Source organism: Mediterranea massiliensis (genome assembly GCF_900128475.1).
GTDB lineage: Bacteria > Bacteroidota > Bacteroidia > Bacteroidales > Bacteroidaceae > Bacteroides > Bacteroides massiliensis_E.
Window position 1 is genome coordinate 93,805 of the sequence record NZ_LT635835.1, and the last position, 19,260, is coordinate 113,064.

Below are 19,260 nucleotides of genomic sequence, written 5' to 3' on the forward strand. Positions count from 1 at the left end.
TCAGTATTACAATAGTTTCAGAATAGAATCCAAATTAAATTTTCCTTGTTCCGCATTACGGTTCACTTTGACATGAAATGTTGGGAGCTCGTCAAAGAATAAATGATCCTTGATGGGCAATTTGTATAATTGGGAATACATTCGATTGACGGGGAAGTTAGCCGGTTCCATTTTGGAGAATTTCAGGCATTGCCTTTCAAATCTGGACAAAGCTCCCCGTTTCGTATTCATCTTTTTCTGAATGAGTGTTAGTCTTTCAGTTTCGATGGGATGTGATACAATAATGCCACATGTTTTGTATCGGTCGTATGGCATTTCGTCCAGGGTGGACAATAGGAACATCGTGCGGAAGTAGCTTGCTGATAATTGCTTTTCTGCTTTGGAAATGTTTCCTTCCGTATATCCCGATTTCAGTTCAACGAATACGATGAATCTTTCTTCTCTGCGTTCAATGACCAGTACGGCATCACAACCATGTTTTAATGGGGGCATTCCTCTTTCCGTATCAGCATCATCCTTATATAGGAAATCTGTTTTGTTGAATATATCTTTGTGTATGCTCATGAGCTGTCCGTGATATTCAAATACGATTTCTTTTACAGACGCGCCTGCCTCTTGCTCCTTGACACAGAAAGTCCCTCCATCGTATTTTAACAGGAACCATCGGGTATCGAAAACCTTAGTCAGTTTGTCATACAAAATCATCTTTCTGTATCTTCTAAAAGGTCATTCCATTCAATTTGTTCCTGTACCGCTTTCACAAAGGTTGCGAAGGGAATTCCATTTTCACTGTTCATTCTTTCCACCTTGATTGTCTGTCCGGCATCATCGGCATGAAAATAATACGCGCCTACCAGAGATCCGTCCAATGTCAGGTTCCTGTCCCATCCGTTTTTTTCGCAAAAACTCTCAAAAGTTTCCGGTATGTTCCGTTTCACCTTATCCAGTCTGATCAGCTGGTTCAGTCTGGCCAGGAAATAGTCGCTGTGCGTTGTGATTTGCATCAATGCGCCTTCGTTGATACAGCTGGCCAGTAAGTCAGCAATACTATATTGCATTTCCGGGTGTGCATGAGCTTCCGGTTCTTCGATACACATGGAGTCCTTGCTTAGATCGTTAGTCTGCATCCAAAGGATTACCGGACTTAATTCTCTGATGGATGAAGCGGCTGCGCTCAGGGGCAATTCCGTCTGTTCGTTTATTTTAAGTACAAGACCTTCCTTCTTGTTGTTCACCTCTCCATTGATCATCTCCCTTATTTTCACCGTTTTGGCATCTGTCGCCTGCCTGATCGTCTTTTGCATGTCCTTCATCCGTCGGTTGTTGATCAGGTCGAAATCCTTCAGAAAGATGTCATACATACCTATTTTGCTCGACTGCGCCTGCGTAGAATAGCTTTCATTCAGGAGCGAGGCTCGTCCCGGCGGCAACAGATAGGCGTGACTGATTTCCCTGCCCAATAACTTCTTGCATAAATATTTGGACGTTAAAAAGCAAATTTCCTGTATTTTATCTTTTGATTGGAGAACGTATATATAATGATCTTCATTGTTTATGCTGACCATCGCTAAGTCCAGCCCTTTGGGTACCTCTTTTACGATACCCGAAACATCCTGTGTATATCTCACAGCAAATTCATTTTCCGTACATTCTGTAGGGTTAAATTGAATGCGGCAAGGGATATCCGGATAGTTCAGCAGATACACGAAGAACCTCCTGACATCTTCCTCCATCCATGCTTTCAGTTCGCTTATCGTAAAAGAAAAGTTAAATTCCTTTAGTCTCTCTGTATCCTCTGTTATTTTAGTCCGGATAAAGTCCTTTAACCTGTCGCCGGAAAACAGGTTGAAGATATAGTAAGTCAGGAAGTTCGTGTAACTTTTCCCTAAATTGGAAGCTCCTGTGAAAATCATGACAGGTGCCAATGTGATATCAGCGTCTGTGATGGGGCCAAGTTCTTCGATATGTATTCTAAAATCCTTCATTGTTCGTCTTTGTAATGTATATAGTTATAGCAAAGATAAGATAAACAATCTGAAGTACAAAGTAAACAGAAATATTTTAGGCCTTATCCCTTCGTTGCCACATTCCACAGGAACAGCATGTTTCCTATGACGTATCGCCTCCACATCCTCCGTGGTTCCTTTATCAGCCGGTACAGCCATTCCAGGCTATGCTCCTGCCACCACAGCGGCGCCCGTTCCATCGTCCCCGCGAAGAAGTCGAACACCGCCCCGATGGTCCCGCAGTGACAGTGGATGTCCAGCTCCTTCCAGTGGCTGTACGCCCATTTCTCCTGCTTCGGTGCCGTCATCCCTATCCACAGCAGGTCCGGCTGTACCTGGTTGATGGCGTCCACGATGGCCCGGTTCTCCTCTTTGCTGAATGCCGGCTTGTAGGGTGGCGAGTACGTCTCGATGCGGATGTTCGGATACACCTTTGCCGCCTTCTCCCGTATCAGGGCCAGCACCTTCTCGCTGCTCCCCATGAAGAAGCACGTGCCCCCCCGTCGGTTCAGTCGTTCCATTTCGTACGTGAAGAGGTCCCATCCCGCGATGCGTTCCTGTGGCTGGCATTTCGCCTTCAGCCAGCGGCACGCCATCACGATGCTTGCCCCGTCCGGTATCAGCGCATCCCCCTTCATCAGCGCTTCCGCAAATAGCGAATCTTTCAGTGCCGTGTTATACGAGTGCGCGTTGATGGTGTTGATGAGGAGCTTGCCTTCCGGCAGGCGTTCCAGTTCTTGGCGGTTGGTGATGATTTGTATGTCTTTCAGTCTCAGTTTTGTCTGCACGATATTTGTATTTCGTGTCATTGATTATTGGGCTTTATTGATAATGATTATCAATTCATTAAACAAATGATCCTTTTCTGCCAGGAAGCGTGCAAGAGTATTCTGTGAATTTGCGTTAAGAGAAAATTGTGCATTATTTCTGAATGCGTTTACAAAATTCTCATCATACGTAATCATAATATTCAAGTCCAGTTGATATGGCAGAAGAAAATCTCTGTTTACACAATTATTAAACTGGGCATTTGTCAGACTTATCAAGTCTGTAACTCTTGCACTGAGTAGCCGTAGCTGCCTTTTCACATCACGAGGTCTGTATTCGCCATTGATGGTTTTTTTTATCATCTCTCTGTAAAGCCCCCGGATATCGACAATTTCATTTATCAGGTGGTCCTTTATAGAACGTAAATTATCGATTTTTTTCTGTATGGAGTTCACTACCCATATTGCAACTCCGGCTCCGGCGATGATCCCAATGAAATCAATAACCACAGAAACAATGGCAATTATATCTGTACAATTCATCCGTTTCTATAGTTGTCAGTTCCACACTCTACATTCTAACTTCCCATTCACGAGCCTGTACCATGCAGGATGTTTTGCTGTTTGCTTGGGTGGTTGATTGTTTTTCCTTCTTTGTTCCCATTCCGGATAGGTACGGGTTTCCAGCATCGTTTTCCACTGTGATTCTCTCTCTGACACGATTGTCACTAACCGCCTCACATTTTCCTCTCCAAAGTCATACACAAGATTTCCCAATGCTTCGTCCAGGAAGGAGGGAGCATATCCATCCTTGCTGCCGTCAAGCACAAGAACCAATTGTTCATTCTGTTCGAAGGCTTTTTTAAAAGCCTCATTCAACTTCTTGTGATAAAAATCCTCGCCAGAGTAATCACTGGTTTCACAATGGCGTATACCCGTATAAGGAGAATAATCTTTTGATATATTAAAAATCATAAAACATTTATTTTATACACGTTTCATCTATTTCAAATAGATATAAAGTACCCATGAAAGCCGTTTTGCTATCCGCAAAAGTAAGTTTTTTGCCGCTATTATCAAACGCCAGACACACATTATTTGTCACCACCGATAATTTTTTGATGATTCCCTCTTCGCTTGCTTTCTTAATACTTGGAAGTCCTTTGTTCCTGTTTGTGTCGTGTGAAGCCGATTCATATTTTCTGTCAAAAGCCCTTTCCAGTATCTGCCAATCCTCTTTCTGTGTAAAAAAATCCTTCAGTTTTTCAGCGTATTTTCTGTACAGAGTGTTTAGAATCCCTTGTCCCAAGTCCACAGCCACTAATATCACTTTTCCTTCTTCAAATTTCGCGGCCATACTCCATTGGCGTTTGTATGCATCTCCCCATTCTACAGAGTTTCCGCATATTTCTTTTAGCAAAGTTATCAAGTTCAAGTTTTCTTCTTCTTTCCTTGACAGATGCGCCGATATGTGTAGTGCCAGGTTACTGATATTCTTCAGATCCTCCAATCGCAATCTCTCCTGTCCTCGTTCCAAGGACATGAATTCCGTTTTGCTCTGCAGCGTGTAGAGGTGGCTGAACTCATCATATTTTTGATTGAGGAATCCGGAATCAATCAAATACTTGCGACAATCGTTGTCTTTCGGAAAATTTCCATTCACGTGTATTTTCTCACAACGAAGTTCCTCGCAGATAGCTGCCAATGTCATCACTGCGGCAAAATCAATCTGTGCCACATGCTTTAGGTTGATTGTCATCATCCTTCGGTTGTTCCGCAGATGATAGTTACGTTTTGTTCGGATTTTCTGGAAGAAGTCTGCACACTCTGCCGTATTGTTCAGAAAACGAAAGTCTGCTGGAGCCTTCATGGCATCATGGTAAAACCGCTCCATCTTTCGTAGCCTTTTTCTCTGCATGTTTCGGTATGCTTCCCTTTTCGGCGCAGACATTCGCCGCAACACGTGCAAAGAACGTTGCTTGTTGAATCTTTTGTATTTTTGTGTCGAGTAGAGCTTTTTCATTTTTATATTTGATATTTGCCCTCAGTCCCTCTGGAACAAATCCCTCGTATACACCTTCTCCCTCACGTCGTCCAGGCAGGCGTCGTAGCGGTTGGCGATGATGGCCTGTGCCTGCTGCTTGAAAGCCTCCAGGTTGTTCACCACCTTCGAGCCGAAGAACGAAGAGCCGTCCTCCAGCGTCGGTTCGTAGATGATGACCTCCGCCCCTTTGGCCTTCACGCGCTTCATCACCCCCTGTATCGAGCTTTGGCGGAAGTTGTCACTGTTCGATTTCATGGTCAGGCGGAACACCCCGATGATGCATGGCTGCTCCTTCTGCGGGTCGAAAGTCCCACGTAGCCCGTTCCGGCTACCGCTATTCTGTAACCCTGTTAGGAGCTACATTTTTCCTTTAGGACATTCCACAGAAACAGCATGTTCCCGATGATATACCGTCTCCACATCCTCCGTGGCTCCTTTATCAGCCGGTACAGCCATTCCAGACTGTGCTCCTGCCACCACAGCGGCGCCCGTTCCATTGTTCCGGCAAAGAAGTCGAACACCGCCCCGATGGTTCCGCAGTGGCAGTGGATGTCCAGTTCCTCCCAGTGGCTGTACGCCCATTTCTCCTGCTTCGGCGCCGTCATCCCTATCCACAGCAAGTCCGGGTTGGCCTGGTTGATGGCGTTGACGATGGCCCGGTTCTCCTCCTCGCTGAATGCCGGCTTGTAGGGTGGCGAGTACGTCTCGATGTGGATGTTCGGATACACCTTTGCCCCCTTCTCCCGTATCAGGCCCAGCACCTTCTCGCTGCTCCCCATGAAGAAGCACGTGCCCCCTCGCCGGTTCAGCCGTTCCATTTCGTACGCGAAGAGGTCCCATCCCGCGATGCGTTCCTGTGGCTGGCATTTCGCCTTCAGCCAGCGGCACGCCATCACGATGCTTGCCCCGTCCGGTATCAGCGCATCCCCCTTCATCAGCGCTTCCGCAAACAGCGGGTCCTTCAGTGCTGTGTTATACGAGTGCGCGTTGATGGTGTTGATGAGGAACTTGCCTTCCGGCAGGCGTTCCAGCTCTTTGCGGCTGGTGACAAGCCGTATATCTTTCAGTCTCAATTTATTTGTATCCACGTAATATCTTAATATTTAATATTTGATATTTCATCTTTCATATTTGAACCCCAATCGTCAGCACCCTCGTTTCCTTCACCGCCTCCAGCCGATGCCTCTCCCCGCACTTCACCAGTACAAAGTCCCCTTCGTGGCAAGTAACGGTTTTTCCTTCAATGATCAGCTTCGCTTCCCCGTTGAGAAAGAAGAAACACTCCTCCATGGTCGGGTGGGAGTGTTCTTCCGCCGCTTCTCCTGCTTGCAGGGTAGTGACGGCTATTTGTGTCAGGTTCGTATCCGTTTCTGCTTGGCTGAGTAGGACGCGTTTTTGTCCAACGCCGTGGGCGGTAGGCTGGGGGAGAATATCGGATAGGTGTTTCAGCATTTAGGATGACAAGTCTTAGCGTAAATCTTGTTTAATTTGTCAATATATATTAGGGGATTAAAAGTCCTGATGATGTATTCTTTAGAATGATTTGACAATTTTGATAACAACATTCTGTCTCTTTCTAATCTGTCAATTTGCTGGATGATTGACTGAGAATCTTTTATGTTGATGAATAAGCCATTATCTCCATCATTTATTATTTCTCCGATTGAACCGACATGTGTAGTCACCGGAACAACTCCGAAACTCATACATTCGATTAAAGACATAGGGAGACCTTCGAAAAAGGATGGTAAGACAAATACATCCAGACTTTTTAAGAATTTATTTTTTGTTTCTCCGGATACGACCCCTTCATAAATAAAATGATCCCCCAATTCTTTTTGGAAAGTTGGTATATATTTACCTTTGATTTCCTCTTTGCCGGCTATTCTCAGAAAAAAAGGTATTCCCGTTTTTTTCATTTGTATGCATGCGTCCAGGAGGTAATCCATTCCTTTTGTTTCCGCTATTCTTCCAAGATATCCGATGGTTAAAGGGTTATGGACATTCGGTTCTCTTTCAAATTCCTCAGCATCTTTTAAATCAATGCAATTGGGAAGAACATTAATGTCGGTACAGTTAAATCGTTCTTGAATGAGTTTTTTTTCAAGTTCACTGAGAACGATAAAAGGAACAGATAGTGCAAATACTTTTTTAAGTAATACATTTAAGTAAAAAGGAATGTGAGGAGCTGTTAGAAAATTCCCACCATGCAGGTGTATCACCATTTTACGTTTTCTGATTCTGGCAATTCCTATGAATAGTGGATCTCTCAGTATTGATGCCTTTGATAATGGAAAATTATAATGGATAATTGCTTGCGGATATCTGGATAATGTCTTCCACCATAAGAATAGGCATTTAAGGATAGAGCCTATTCTATAAATTCCTCCTCGTTCATTATCTTTTTTACCTAATTCGAAATGGACGTATTTGATTTTTTTATTATTTTGAATAATGAATTGTGTAACAGAAGAAATGCCACTTACATTCTGTTTAGGATCTAATGAAGGAGATGTAATAATGATTTCCATTTTCATTTATTTCTTTTTCTATTATACCATAATAAAATTTTTTGAGGTATAATTTTTCTAAGTATATTTTTAGTAGATTCTAAAAAATTAGTTTCTTGCCATGATGCCATATAGTGATGAATAGTCCGTGTGTTTTTTGTTATATGCATTTTTTTTGTAATGATATTGATGGGACAGAAGTATTCTGATGGATAGATATAAATATCTCCGATTTTTTGAATACCAGATATACATGATAATCCATCTTGGATTAATAAATTGGTAGTATATTCAACAATAGTTTTCAGATTTAGCGTGTCATCTTTATTTCGAAAATGTAGAGTAGCGTAAAAATCTAAAATTTTTTTATACTGGCCAAGGCCAGGGTTACAACCTAGGCCAAGGCCAGGGGCGACTGTGCAATATTGCATAGTCGCCCCTATTTCATAATCTCTCTCCAATCCCATAAAGGCTCCTCGATCTATAATATCGTCTAATGGTTTGATAACTTCAACATCTGTGTCAAAATAGAGTCCTCCATAATGATAGAGTATCCAAAATCGGGTATAATCACTCACAAAGGCGTATTTCTTCGCTTCGTATGCCTCTTTTGTATAAGGAATGATATTGACATCGAAATTATCTTCATTCCATTCTTTTATTTCATAGTCGGGAAGATACTTTTTCCATGATGCAATACATTTAATAGCCAATGGTGGAAGTGGATTTCTTCCAAACCAACAATAATGAATAGTTTTAGGAATCATACTTATGTTTATTTCACTTGTGTATTTAGTATGTTGTATTTAATTTTTAGGAAGATAGCTAGACTAATTCTGAATAGATTCCCTAATCTTAGATGATATATTATTTTATATACAGGCTTAGTGGTTGGTAAATCAGTTGTGATAATCCTCTGCGCCTTTTTGTAATCCTCTAATAAAAGAAGATTTTCAAGAAGACTTTGGTAATTTTGATATAGTTTGTCTGTATAACCATATTTTTTCAAGTCATTGCCATACCATTGGATATATAATTCTGTAGCAATTACTTTTCGAGTTATAATATCCTTATTTGTCCTAATGGTAGTGCGTGTTACACTGTCTTTACGGCTCCTTTCTCGGATTGTTATAATTTTATTTGTGAATAAAATGTTTTGTGCTTCTCGATAGAACCTTAAGAAAAATACACCTTCATATATACGAAGATATTCATCAAAGGGAAATGCCTGGAGTATATTGGTCTCTATTACATGTATGAAATCTCCTGAAACTTTTCCTGTGAGGAAATCTTGATATGTAATGACTTGCTCTATTTTGTTCTTCAGTAAGGGATTCTTTTGATATGCATCTAACATATCATTGGGTACAAATAGATAATGTCGGTATGTTGGATGCGCCTGAATGGTTGTGGCTATGTCCTTAATAGCTGTGTTTGTGAAATAATCATCACTATCCAAAATAATACAGTATTCTCCTGTTGCATTCTTTATAGCTGCATTCCTTGCTGCATTTGTGCCTTTATTTTGAGAGAATTTTATGAACTTAATGTGTTTGGTATTGGAAATATAGGAACGGATATATTCTTCAGTTCGGTCTGCAGAACCGTCATCTACAATGATATGTTCAATAGGAATTCCCCATTGCAAATTTCTTGTGATGCTATCAATGCATCTACAAATCGTATCTTCACGATTGTATACTGGAGTTATAATTGAGAATTTCATTGCTCATAGTTGATTTTTAGTTCTTCTATGCCAGATGTTCCTTTCAGTACAATATATTCAGGATATTGTTGGAATTCTGTTGGGTGTTCAGGTATAGGGTAAATTAAGTGTTTCCCGTGCAGGAGATATTCATTTAAAAGCGTCTCAGATACTCCTAGTGATTTGTTGTTGACTATTGTTTGAACCATGTTGATAGGGTAACTCAATAGACAGGGATTGATTCCAGTTTTCCCTTTATTGAGAAGATTGTGTGTGTGTACATAGTTATGGAGATGTGCTTCTAATGTAGATGGATTGTTAAAAATAATATTCTTTATCAATTTTATCATTAATTGTTTGCTGTAAATATGTCCATCAACAGAAAAACGATATCCCCAATTATTAGATTTATCGTAGTCTGAATAATTCCAGCTTATGATGTTACTTATAGGAGGGGGTAATTGTTTTTGTGGCGTATTGATGGATTTACCTAAACGTAAGGAAAAAGAGTTTTGATTGGAGTCTTGATTTATCCATTCTAGTATTTCATCGTTCAGTTCAATTTTTCGGATAAATATTGAATCATCCGTAAGAAACATTATCTGTTTACAGGAACTTTTTGTAACAATTTCAATTAGTAAATCTCTGAAGTTGGATTTTTGCCACCTGCAATGTTTGTATCTTATTAATTTCTTTAGGTTGAAGAATGATAGATAGTCTTTACATGGATAGCGATGTTTTCCATTGGTCTCTTTGATGAATTGATATTGGGGATATCTCCTCTCCAATATATTATACCCGGCTTGGTATTCATCGTTTGATGTGTTATACAAAACGGCTAATTGATGTGCGGTTTTACTCCAATGTTGCTGGACACTTGCGAGCAATGCGTCTAATTGTAGGGCGCGGTTGAATGAGAATACGATAATATGAATCATTTAGATGTATTTATTGATAAATGGTGAAAGAATATTATTTTTCGCAGTAGTTGAATGCTTGAATTTCTCTGCTGTGTTATTGTATTTGATGACATTTCGGGATTGTTTTTACAGTTCATATTGCATGTAGGCATATTGACGCGCTCTTTCTTTGTCTTGCGGGGAAAGATAATCTGTACCTATGCTTTTTTTGCCTTTGAATACGGTTTCAAATAGTTCTTCCAGTTCTTCTCGTTTCATCCGTTCGCTTTCAGGATAAAGCTTTTTTTCATGTTCTATAATTTGCTCCAATGTGAACTTGGAGGCGATGATTTTTGCCGGACTTCCTACGACGACTGCATACGGAGGAATTTCTTTATTCACTAATGAATTGGCACCTACGACAACTCCACGCTTTAGATGTGTTCCTCCCAATAAGGTAACGTTTGCACCACACCAGCAGTCTTCATCAATATACACACCTTTCTCGTTGTCATTGATATGTAGGCGTCCAATGATTCGTTGGTTTAATCCTACCGTAGGTATATGGTTACCAGTAACAATCATGCCATTGCATGAGATGGATGAGTATTTTTTTATTACGAATTTCCCGGGGGGAGTAATGATAATCGTACAGTTTGGTTGGATGAGTGTATAGTCATCCAAATAAACATTTTGCGGAAATCCGCAATGGCAGGGCTGCAAGATGTTATTGTCTCTTCCACAAAAGCCGAGTTTCTTCTTGAGTTGTTTTTCTTTGTACTTGTTATATAAATATCCAAAATACATGATATGGTAATATTTTGTGATTTCCACTATACTGTATGAGTTGTGTTGATACGAAAGCTGGGCGAGCACGTAATCTTATCAGGATTCGTGTTGAGCCATGCCCCCCACCAACCAAATGAACTATTTGTGATAATCTGATGTTTGCATTGCGCCATAAGTTGCATATCGCGGAAACTTTCATTTCCTTTATTCCAGTCTATGAAAGTGATAGCGTCTTTTGCACCGTCTAAACCTAGGATGTTGAAATTCTCTTTGGCCCATTGTACACTTCCTGGGTCGCAAAAGATGTAAAACATAGGACGAGGTACATGTTTCCGTATAAGCTTGACAGCTCTTTTGAAGTAGCCAGTCACGTAACAGGGATAATTGAATCCCAGCATATCTCCTCTCCTGGCATGGATGGCAACTGAATTGGTTGCTGTTATTTGTTTAAAAACTAACAGATTTCGATCATCGGTTATGGGTGGAAAAATAAAAGTCTTGCGTATTTTATTTTCAATGTGTTCTATTCCGCTACCTTTGTATTTGAAAAGCAGTTTTTGGCCCGCAAATAACGGCTGATTAGTTTTGGGGAACAAGGTTGTTGTACAGTCCAACTTGTCTGCCGGAACTTTACGTCGCGCTTTCCACATCTGTAGGTGGCAATAAGGCAAAGTGTGTTTAAGTTTTCGCTTGAGATGTGATTTAAAATCACTTTTTCTTAACTGGTCTCCCCAAAATTGCGGTTCCTCAAAGTTCCCGAATGTGTTGACCAAGTCAATACCAATGTTTCGGAAAGCCTGTGTGAAATAGACCGGGTAGTTCATGTTCTTCTTCCAAAATTTACTTTCTCGGATTTCGTTCATCAATCTGGCCCAATCTTCCGGTGCGATTCTGTCTTTGATGTCCGGGGCTTCAATATTGAATATGCGCCCTAACTCATATCCGTTCCATTGGCAAGTTACCTGGTTGCATTCAGGAATATCATAGATAATAGTTTCGATGTATAAATCATCTGCCGGATTCGCTTCCTGCATGGCCAAATACTCGCAATAGGAGAGCATTTGATTGCCCAGACCGGATTCTATGTGAATTAGTTTCATGTTGTTGCTGGTATTTCTTTTTTATGGATAAATAGATAGGTATGAAGATGAAATAAATACTGAATGTTTGTGGTTGCGAAAAAGCGCTTCCAGAGAAAGATGATATTAACATTATGATTGTAGCTGCGGAACATACGGTATATACAGGGTGTATTTTTCTGTTTTTGAAGAAGAAAACTGTCAAATGGACAAAAAATACGATGTAAATAATCAGTCCGGCAAATCCCAAGTTTACTAACAGATTACCGTATGCAATATCCGGTGTGGATAACTGGTTGATATGACCTGTTTCTCCATTGTATAGTCCGATATTAAAATGGTATAATTGGTGTGTACGTTTTTGCGATTCGGAAATAAGCCCAAGACCGAAAATCTGTTCGCATATAGGTCTATGTATCATATAATTGCCTCTTTCATACACCCATGCAAAACGGTAAGTCATAGTAGCATCGCTACTTTCATAATTCTTGCCAAAATCACCCCGTAGGATTTGCTGCAAATCGTTTTGAGTATTTCCCTTTTCAAAACGGTTGCTCAGGGTACCCCAAAACGGGATAAGCATAATGCCAATAAGTATGGCATACTTGCTGATATTGGAAAACTTTCCGGTCATGGCAAGCGAAAGGAATACCATCATGATGCCAGTAAAGATGCCGGTACGTCCCAATGTGCACATCAAGGCTGTAAAGAATAATAATCGGTAAACTATGATTTTCCCTTTAAAATATTGTGGGGCAATAAATGATAGCGTTAAATAGAAGCTTAAATTAGCGGGCGAATTGTAAAGTCGGATTAATCCGACTGTCTGATCCAAGCTCCCCTCACCGGCATAAGGCATAATGGGACGTCCGAAAACGATTTGCAAAATATACAGGCCGCTTGTTATTACAGCCACCAAGATTAATAGCTGGAGGAGTTTGTAAAGTTCTGTATATTTAATTTGTGTTAAGATTGGTAAAGAAGCCAACAACAAATAACTTCTTCCTCCCTGCAATACTTGGTAAGGCGAGAATTCATAATATGTCAGAGAGAAAAGTACACATGCAATGATAAATAATACCAGTAGCTTATAATATTTGATCCATGGAAGATTTGGTAAATGGAATTTACCGCTGGCTATCAAATAGATATTTATCGCAAATGTATATACTATAGCAATATCTTTATTCTGAATTTGTAGTACACTATCTGTCCATAAACCGAAACCTCCATTATAACCCATCATGAAACTGAGGTATAGAAAATATGATATATATTTGTATTTTGGTTGGAAGTATAGTATTAAGGATATTGTTAAAAGGAGTATTCCTAACATAAGAGTTATTATTTATTTATTTATTCCAAATTCCCATGGCATTATTCGAAATAATTTTTTTTAGTTGAATTTTCCCGGTGGTACTTTGTGTAGCAAATATGATAATAGGGAGAATTAGAATTCCTTCTATCCCCCACATCTTACAACAGATATACATTATCGGTACTGAAATCAGAGCAAATGTTAAATAAATAATTAACTGCAGGCGTACTTTTCCGATTCCATTAATGAGATACATATATATGTTACCATAGCTTTGTGCAAATGAATAGGTTGCCATGGTAATTGTTAGAGATAAAGGAATGTGGATACTTTCACCAATCCAAAATTTATAAAAAGTAGATGATATAATAATCATCAAAGTATAAATAGGGATACATATCAATGATAATTTTTCCAGTTTGTGTTGAGTCGATTTCATCCATGCAAAGTCTTTTTGTGTATATGCTTCTGTAAAAGCAGACCAAAATGGAGTAAGTATAATAGATATTCCCATGTTGATTACATTAAAATATTTGTATGCTATATTGTATTGTGTTACTGCTTCCGGTCCTTGGATTCTTGATAACATGATATTGATAAATTGGAAGATAACCAGCATGGAAATCATTATAATAAAGAATTGACTTCCTAAGCCAATGATATTTCGTGATAAACCAAATTGCACATGCGAGATAGAAGGGCGTATTTCTTTGTATTTTTTTCTACTGAAAGTTATGATAGAAATTACGACCAACAATATGCAAGGTACACCAGAGAATATAAATGCTAATTTTGTGAGACTACCTTCTGTGGTATGTGTCAGTATAAGAATTGATACAAAAGCAAGTACCTGGCCACAGGTTTGAATTAAGGCAGCTAATGCAGGTCTTTGATCTGCAGCTAACATCGTAGTAAAAATGCTTGCTACAATATTTATACAAAAAAAACATGACAAAATGGCAAATACAATTTTAAGTTCCTCATTATAAGATATATCTATATTCAAAATAGAACTCCAATTTAAATAACGATTTACAACAAAAATAATGAGAAATACAAATGAAAACAATATGGACAAGATGGCATATGTCGTGCTGACATAGCATTTTACCATCTTCATATCACCAATGGCTTTAGCCTCTGCAAACTTGTTCCGAAATCCATTTGCAAAACCTAAATCAAAATAAGAAATCCATGCGACAATGGAACTTAATGTTAGCCAAATACCATACTGAGTGGGATTAATATAATTAATAGTAATAGGTACGATTTGTAATGATACCAATATACTAATAGCTCTTAATCCTATCGAGGCTGCAATATTCTTTTTTGCTTTTATTGTTCGAGGATTTCCTTTTTGAAAAAAGTTTTTTATTAACGTCATGAAAATCAAATGGCTATATTAATCAATGTTTTTTATAGATGTAAAATTTATTGATTTGTTTAAGTTTTTATATGCTTAAATGTTTGACTATTTTTATCCTTTCCAATCAATACCACTTTTCAATTTTAAATTATTACCTCCATAAATGGAATGAGTATCAGGGAGTGTTTTCGTAATAATTGCTCCAGCAGCAATCACTGAATGATCTGCAACTTGTACACCTTTTAAGATGGTACTTCTACATCCAATCCATACGTGATTGCCTATGCGGATGGGAGAGGGAGCATTTATGGTTTCGCCCTGCGAGTTGAGTATTTTATGAAAATCAGAGTCCATTACTAGAATGTCCCATGAAAGCAGGCAATCATTCCCAAAGCTGATATTCTTCTGACAGACGATACTACTATTTCCCGTCATGGAAAAATTGTCTCCAAACCGTAATACGGCATCAGAGGCAACGCTAATCCTGCTGCCCGAGCCTAAACTGACTTTTCCGTCCAAGATGACTTCTCCACGTACTTCCCAAATGCTTCTGACGTTCTTATGATCCAATGTACCGATATTTCGTTTCCCAATTGCTAAAAGTCCACTCCGAACCGATGCGTTAATTGTTATTTTTCCCGCTATCCGGCTTAATTTAACATTTCTATAAATCAATATGGGAAACTTGAGAGCCGTACTAAAAGGGAAGTAGTAGAAGTTTACGTATAAAGTCTTTACAATGTTCAGAGAGAATAGCTTTTTTAATTTGTCGGGTATCATATTAATTAAGCTCTTTGATTATATCATCTATAGTAACTTCTTCTAAAATAGGATTAGGTTCCATATCTCTATATTCTTTTTTAAGTTTTGCTTTATATTGTTCTCTTGCTGTTTTCTTAAAACAGAAGATGTAGGCTTTTCTGATATAAATATGGTCTATAAGTGGTCTTATGAAAGGAATAATAATCATAACTATAGCTGAAATTGTACTAATCCATTTTACTTTATTAAAAAAAGAACATGTAATGAGTACAACAACAACCAAAGAATATAAAAGAACAATTGTTAAGCATTTATTTTTTTCCTTTTTATACTCAGAGGCAATCCACTTTGATTCTCTAATATCGTATTCTTGTTTTTTTTGCTCGTAAGTTTCTTTTAGTACTTGGTTTCTCTCTTCTGCTAACTTATAGGCCATCATTTGTATTTTTTGTTTGTGTTGAGAATTTAATGACTCGAGCTCTGTTATTTTGCCTTTTAATTGTTCTGTGTCTTTACGTTGTTTTTCAGCCGCTTGTTGTTTTTCTGCAATATATCTGTCAATTTCATCAATATCAATGATATTAATGTAAGTGTCTTCGTTTGATTGGTTTATGTCTTCAGGCTTAATGGCGAGTTGACGTAATGCAGCTATTTTTCGTTTGAGTTCTTCGGTATTAATCTCCCCAGCGGTCATTTCTTTTGTCAATTCATCATAATAAACTCCTACTGCGTCATTTACTAATGCAGAAAGTGCGATTTGGGCTTTAGTAATAATATCAAATGAATGTAAGTTCATTTCGTTGCTAAGCCCCTTGTTTAGTAAAAGCCAGAAGCGATTGGTTAAGAAGTCCAAATCTGTTGCTAAAGGGACGCAACCTGCTTGGTGGATACTTTTATGGTGCGACAATTTGAAAGTCAGTTTATTTGCAGAAACTAATATGTGACCTATATTGTGAAATATCTTCTGACTTTTACTTCCTCTCTTTATGCTAATATAGTTCAATAGCTTTAGTTTCTTAAAGAGGTCATCCTCATTATATTCATTCCTAAGTTCCTCTAATGCTGTGTTGTGTTCAATAGAGAATTGCATGTTTTCTTTGTCATAATAAGACTCTTGTGCATCTAATAATATATTATGGGATTTTAACTTTTCATAAAAATCAACTAACATTTCTTGTACTTGAAAAGCAGATTTACAGGATGTAACGATATATGTCATGGCCTGCTTGGATGGGTCTAACTGCTGCTTATGGTTTACTATATCTTCTGCTGCAGAAAAGTAGTTTTCAATTTCTATTTTAGTTTCTGTGAAATAACGGAAGTGAATAGGCGCTTTGTGGGAGCGTTTATTGATTTGCAGAGCTAAATCAAAGAATTCATCGAATAGTGTTTGGTACAGTGTGCCATTGTAGCCTGCCATACTGAATAGGATTTCTGTGTCGAAATAAATATAGAGCGGCATGTCCATTTGATCAATGACATGGTAATCTGTATTATATGTAAGTCCGACATAAATTATCATTCCTTGTCTAATTTTGTTAAGCTGGTTCATTAATCTATTATCGTTATTAATGGAAACGATGAACCCGCTTATGACTGCTCCATATTCAGGTGAAACGGCTTTTTCATCTATCACAAAAGAATAGAATGCTTTTTTTAGTTCTTCTTCATAGTTGGTTTTTTCTAATAAATTCGCATGCTTTGTTTTTACATAATATAATAGAGATTCAATAAGATGGCCATTCTCACTTTGGGCTTCAGATAGTTTGTTTTGTATGTCTTGGCATTCCTTACCATTTAATTGGGTTGTTACAGTATATTGTGTTCTGTTTTTATCCAAAAAGTTCAGGCGGTTGGTGGCTCGTTTGACTACAGCTTCTGGTAATTTGAATCCATATTCTGTACAAATCCATCCAATCATTTCCTGTAATTCAAAATGAACAATATTCTTATTGGCGATGATGAGTTTGATGAATTCTGAGATAATAGTATAGATGTCCTTTTTGCCATTATATAAAACGCGAAAAACAGCTAAAGACGCCATGCATTTCTTTTTATCTGATATTCTATCCATGTTGGGTGTTTATTGATTTAATATGGAATATTAATCATGAGGTTGACTATGAACCATCTTTATTTAGTAAAAATATATCGGTTTATTCGATAATATAATTCACAATATAATTGACGATGTTCTTTTTGAATGGAGTATTAAATGTGCTTATCACTTTCCTAAATTTCAACTCAATTATTGTAGTTGTCTCCGTTTGGGGTACGCTACGCGTTCGCCCCTCCCAACGCTTTCGGGCGAGACGAACCAAGGATTTGTTTGTTTGACGGGGCAAAGGTACAAATAAATGAAGAATGAAGAACAATTTAAATGAAGAATTATGAATGAAGAATGAAGAATTTTTTTGTGGCCAATTTCGTTAATTGAAAATTGAGAATTGATAATTGAAAATGAAAAATGAGATCCCTCGACTGGGCTCGGGATGACAAGTGTAATGGTGAATTGATATGGCAGGAGGCTATATTGATTCTATAGCTGTTTCAGCAGAGGGGTCAAATCAATCGTTTCGCCATTGGCCGTAACGGACTTGTGAAAGACGGGCATTTCTTGAAACTGGATGTCGGGGTGGAAGGTAGCTTGGAACAAGGTGATGTTTCCTGCCTTTCGCATAATCGCTTGCAATGCTCCTGTACGTTCGGGAGACAACGATTTATTATACGGGCACAAGCTGATAGGGATTGGCTATCGTTTTACGCCCGTATATCTTTAGGAGCGTAGTAATTGCCTGATTTTCTGTGTCTTTAGACAACTGCAATTGGGCTTTACTTGGAATACGTGAAACAAAGAATGGCCATAACTCATTGGACGTATATTCCTTGTTGACAGTAGGGAAATTCACTAATGGCAGTATTTCTTTTTGGCTTTTGAACTCTTCCGAATAAGAGAAAAACCATGTGTCATCGGTAAAGGACAAAATACCAATCTCCAGCTTATCAAACTTTAAAATAAAGTCAACAGGCTTATCCTCAGTAGTATTGTTTTTCCCTTCACTATTTATAAACCATGAAAATTTCTTGCTTATCTTATGCATCATTGTAACAACTTGCAAATTTCGTTATACCGATATTCAATACAGTCTTTTATTAGCAAAATCCGCTGCTTGCAGAATAAATGAGAGAAATTAACATCTATAGTTGCAAACATCCTTTCTAAAATTGTTGGCAAAAATAATTCTTTTATTTCTGTTTTTGAAATATAGAATTGATAATCGATTGCTTTTTCTACAAATTGCAATGTGAATAAGTCACGCGAGAGTTGTTGCTCCTCGATTTGTTCAACCAATTCTTTGTCACCCAAATAACCTGCAAATATATCAGCTCCATGTACCAATTCTTCCCATCGGGTAGTGAGAAAGTACTTACTGAGGAAACGAAGTTGTCCCCCAATCATGGCTATGGATGATTCGGCCATATTCAAGCCGAAATCTTTTCCTAACAAATTTAACAGATATTCTGTCATGGATTCTATCGGATACCATTTGTGACCTGTTTTGGCAATATAAATACTCCATCGATGCTTGTTTTTCTTAAAATAATGCCTTTGATTGGGATAGTGTATTCGAATGATGGCTTTAGGGGCATCACCTGTAACTGAAATATTGTGTATGGTTGTGTAGTTGCAATTTTTGATGATTGGAACTCCTTTGACATAAACGCTCTTTTTATTGGAGAAGTTTTGTATGGAATGACGGGGGATTTGAGACATTTTCTTAGTAATTGATTGGTAGTACATCAAATTGAAACAAAGATAGCACAAGACGGGAAAAGTGCAAAATTTCGGGTGGGGAAACTTGTTAAATGAAGAACATTTTAAATGAAGAACATTTTAAATGAAGAATGAAGAATGATGAATGAAGAACAATTTAAATGAAGAATTATGAATGAAGATTATTCCTTAGTGAAAAAAATCAGAAGTGGTTTTGAGCCTGTCATCCCGCACTGGATG

21 protein-coding genes and 1 pseudogene are annotated in these 19,260 nt (G+C 38.3%); all 22 read right to left on the reverse strand.

Annotated features, from left to right (window positions below):
• Nucleotides 1-6: 6 nt before the first annotated feature.
• Nucleotides 7-705: a hypothetical protein gene (locus tag BQ7483_RS02695; RefSeq protein ID WP_139247510.1), complete on the reverse strand. Its 699-nt coding sequence runs from the start codon at nucleotides 703-705 to the stop codon at nucleotides 7-9.
• Complete coding sequence (locus BQ7483_RS02700; protein ID WP_072544745.1) at nucleotides 702-1,985, reverse strand: AAA family ATPase; 1,284 nt, start codon at nucleotides 1,983-1,985, stop codon at nucleotides 702-704. Before BQ7483_RS02700 ends, BQ7483_RS02695 begins: the two co-directional genes overlap by 4 nt.
• 83 nt (nucleotides 1,986-2,068) lie before the next feature.
• Nucleotides 2,069-2,815, reverse strand: a complete 747-nt coding sequence (locus tag BQ7483_RS02705) for a WecB/TagA/CpsF family glycosyltransferase (RefSeq protein WP_072544746.1) — start codon at nucleotides 2,813-2,815, stop codon at nucleotides 2,069-2,071.
• A gap of 3 nt (nucleotides 2,816-2,818) precedes the next feature.
• On the reverse strand, nucleotides 2,819-3,316 hold the full coding sequence (locus BQ7483_RS02710) for a hypothetical protein (protein WP_072544747.1): 498 nt from the start codon (nucleotides 3,314-3,316) through the stop codon (nucleotides 2,819-2,821).
• Nucleotides 3,317-3,331: 15 nt separating this feature from the next.
• Nucleotides 3,332-3,748, reverse strand: a complete 417-nt coding sequence (locus tag BQ7483_RS02715; RefSeq protein ID WP_072544748.1) for an STAS-like domain-containing protein — start codon at nucleotides 3,746-3,748, stop codon at nucleotides 3,332-3,334.
• Between the two features lie 7 nt (nucleotides 3,749-3,755).
• Nucleotides 3,756-4,796: a hypothetical protein gene (locus BQ7483_RS02720; RefSeq protein ID WP_139247511.1), complete on the reverse strand. Its 1,041-nt coding sequence runs from the start codon at nucleotides 4,794-4,796 to the stop codon at nucleotides 3,756-3,758.
• Between the two features lie 21 nt (nucleotides 4,797-4,817).
• A pseudogene (locus BQ7483_RS02725) lies at nucleotides 4,818-5,132 on the reverse strand (UDP binding domain-containing protein); the annotation flags it as partial.
• 35 nt (nucleotides 5,133-5,167) lie between these two features.
• Nucleotides 5,168-5,890: a WecB/TagA/CpsF family glycosyltransferase gene (locus BQ7483_RS02730; RefSeq protein ID WP_072544750.1), complete on the reverse strand. Its 723-nt coding sequence runs from the start codon at nucleotides 5,888-5,890 to the stop codon at nucleotides 5,168-5,170.
• A gap of 52 nt (nucleotides 5,891-5,942) precedes the next feature.
• Nucleotides 5,943-6,269 (reverse strand): cupin domain-containing protein, encoded by a 327-nt coding sequence (locus BQ7483_RS02735; RefSeq protein ID WP_072544751.1) that lies wholly within the window; start codon nucleotides 6,267-6,269, stop codon nucleotides 5,943-5,945.
• Nucleotides 6,263-7,354 carry a glycosyltransferase family 4 protein gene (locus BQ7483_RS02740; protein WP_235847292.1) on the reverse strand — a complete coding sequence of 364 codons (1,092 nt, stop codon included), beginning with the start codon at nucleotides 7,352-7,354 and terminating at the stop codon, nucleotides 6,263-6,265. The genes BQ7483_RS02735 and BQ7483_RS02740 overlap by 7 nt, the downstream gene beginning before the upstream one ends.
• A complete protein-coding gene (locus tag BQ7483_RS02745; RefSeq protein WP_072544752.1) occupies nucleotides 7,351-8,094 on the reverse strand; it encodes a glycosyltransferase family 32 protein in 744 nt (247 codons plus the stop codon). The genes BQ7483_RS02740 and BQ7483_RS02745 overlap by 4 nt, the downstream gene beginning before the upstream one ends.
• 8 nt (nucleotides 8,095-8,102) lie before the next feature.
• Complete coding sequence (locus BQ7483_RS02750; RefSeq protein ID WP_072544753.1) at nucleotides 8,103-9,053, reverse strand: glycosyltransferase family 2 protein; 951 nt, start codon at nucleotides 9,051-9,053, stop codon at nucleotides 8,103-8,105.
• Complete coding sequence (locus BQ7483_RS02755) at nucleotides 9,050-9,970, reverse strand: hypothetical protein (protein WP_072544754.1); 921 nt, start codon at nucleotides 9,968-9,970, stop codon at nucleotides 9,050-9,052. The genes BQ7483_RS02750 and BQ7483_RS02755 overlap by 4 nt, the downstream gene beginning before the upstream one ends.
• 108 nt (nucleotides 9,971-10,078) lie before the next feature.
• A complete protein-coding gene (locus BQ7483_RS02760; RefSeq protein WP_072544970.1) occupies nucleotides 10,079-10,738 on the reverse strand; it encodes an acyltransferase in 660 nt (219 codons plus the stop codon).
• 26 nt (nucleotides 10,739-10,764) lie between these two features.
• Nucleotides 10,765-11,820, reverse strand: a complete 1,056-nt coding sequence (locus BQ7483_RS02765; protein WP_235847293.1) for an alpha-1,2-fucosyltransferase — start codon at nucleotides 11,818-11,820, stop codon at nucleotides 10,765-10,767.
• Nucleotides 11,729-13,045, reverse strand: a complete 1,317-nt coding sequence (locus tag BQ7483_RS02770) for an oligosaccharide repeat unit polymerase (protein ID WP_139247512.1) — start codon at nucleotides 13,043-13,045, stop codon at nucleotides 11,729-11,731. Before BQ7483_RS02770 ends, BQ7483_RS02765 begins: the two co-directional genes overlap by 92 nt.
• A gap of 106 nt (nucleotides 13,046-13,151) precedes the next feature.
• On the reverse strand, nucleotides 13,152-14,501 hold the full coding sequence (locus BQ7483_RS02775) for a lipopolysaccharide biosynthesis protein (protein ID WP_072544972.1): 1,350 nt from the start codon (nucleotides 14,499-14,501) through the stop codon (nucleotides 13,152-13,154).
• 93 nt (nucleotides 14,502-14,594) lie between these two features.
• Entirely contained in the window at nucleotides 14,595-15,263 is a 669-nt protein-coding gene (locus tag BQ7483_RS02780) for an acyltransferase (RefSeq protein WP_072544757.1), read from the reverse strand.
• A gap of 1 nt (nucleotide 15,264) precedes the next feature.
• Complete coding sequence (locus BQ7483_RS02785; RefSeq protein ID WP_139247513.1) at nucleotides 15,265-17,319, reverse strand: hypothetical protein; 2,055 nt, start codon at nucleotides 17,317-17,319, stop codon at nucleotides 15,265-15,267.
• Between the two features lie 465 nt (nucleotides 17,320-17,784).
• Nucleotides 17,785-17,925 (reverse strand): hypothetical protein, encoded by a 141-nt coding sequence (locus BQ7483_RS17680; RefSeq protein ID WP_154673564.1) that lies wholly within the window; start codon nucleotides 17,923-17,925, stop codon nucleotides 17,785-17,787.
• A 43-nt stretch (nucleotides 17,926-17,968) separates the two neighbouring features.
• Complete coding sequence (locus tag BQ7483_RS02790) at nucleotides 17,969-18,349, reverse strand: HipA N-terminal domain-containing protein (RefSeq protein ID WP_022020686.1); 381 nt, start codon at nucleotides 18,347-18,349, stop codon at nucleotides 17,969-17,971.
• Nucleotides 18,346-19,020, reverse strand: a complete 675-nt coding sequence (locus BQ7483_RS02795) for a hypothetical protein (protein WP_022020685.1) — start codon at nucleotides 19,018-19,020, stop codon at nucleotides 18,346-18,348. Before BQ7483_RS02795 ends, BQ7483_RS02790 begins: the two co-directional genes overlap by 4 nt.
• Between the last annotated feature and the right edge of the window lie 240 nt (nucleotides 19,021-19,260).